Here is a 1,203-nt window from a genome sequence, read left to right on the forward strand (position 1 = left end):
TACTTCCAGCGTTGGGGGTAGCCGGGCAGGTCGGTGCAGCCGCACATGGCGTAGTGCAGTGGCGGCATGTTGGCGTCGACGTACTTGTCCAGGTTGTCCTGGGTGATCGTGGGCTGCGGCAGCTTCCACGGGCTGGAGACCTGCTCGCCGTTGAGGATGCGCAGGGCGGCGATGACCGGGGTGCGCCACTGGTAGGTCGGGTAGGTCGGCGCGATCGCGGTGAGCTTCTTGTCCTTCCACAGCTTCAGGAAGTCCAGCTGGTCCTCACCGTTGATCGGCGGGACCGGCTTGCCCGCGTCCTGGAACGCCTCCACAGCGGCCACCGCGGTCGCCCCGGCGTCCATCCAGACACCGTCGATCGTGCCGTACCGCTGAATGTAGTCGTTGACGATCTTCTTGGTCTTGGCCGGGTCACCATCGGTGAACTCGACACCGACCACGTTGACCTTCGCCTTGTCGAACTGGACCTTCGCCGCGGACCAGCGGGTCTCCAGCACATCAACACCGGGCAGGATCCGCAGCGCCAGAACCTTACCGCCGGGCTTGACCTTCTCCGACAGGAACGAGGCACCGACATGACCGAACCCGTAACCACCGATCGGGTTGATGAACGTGACCGGGCACTTGGTGTCCACACCACGGTCGAATACGATCACCGGCAGGCCCTTGGCACAGGCCGCCTCCACCGCCGGGGTCAACGTCGCGGTCGTGTTCGGCGACACGATGAGCGCGTCACAACCCTTACCCAGCAGGTCGTTGATGTCCGCGATCTGCTTGCTGTCCTTACCCTCCGCATCGACGTGCACGAACTCCTTGATGTTCGCCTTCTGCGCCTCGACCTCAGCCTGCATCACCTTGTAACCGACCTGCCGCCACGGATTGTTCAACGCCGCGTTGGAGAAACAGATCTTGTACGGACCGGCCTTCTTGAACTTCGCCGTATCCACCAACTTCGCGTTCAGCACCTGCTCCCACGGCTTATCAGCCGGACCAGACGCGGTCGCCTGCAACAACGACAACTCATTGTCATAATCAGCCTGCACAAAGAACTTCGACTGCTCACCAGTACCAGACCCGGCAGCAGCACTGGCAGACGCCGCACCAGAAGCCGTCACGGTCGGCTCATCAGTCGCACAACCGGACAGCACCAGCAACACAGCCGCAGCAGCCACGACATACGGGGTTCGTCTCACGTGTTCTCCT

General features: G+C 62.6%; 1 protein-coding gene. It reads right to left on the reverse strand.

Annotated features, from left to right (window positions below; all coding sequences use genetic code 11):
- Positions 1-1,157: ABC transporter substrate-binding protein (locus tag OP18_RS50575; RefSeq protein ID WP_245635825.1), on the reverse strand; the 1,157-nt coding region annotated here is incomplete at its 3' end.
- Positions 1,158-1,203 lie beyond the last annotated feature (46 nt).

This window comes from Dactylosporangium aurantiacum (genome assembly GCF_000716715.1).
Taxonomy (GTDB): domain Bacteria; phylum Actinomycetota; class Actinomycetes; order Mycobacteriales; family Micromonosporaceae; genus Dactylosporangium; species Dactylosporangium aurantiacum.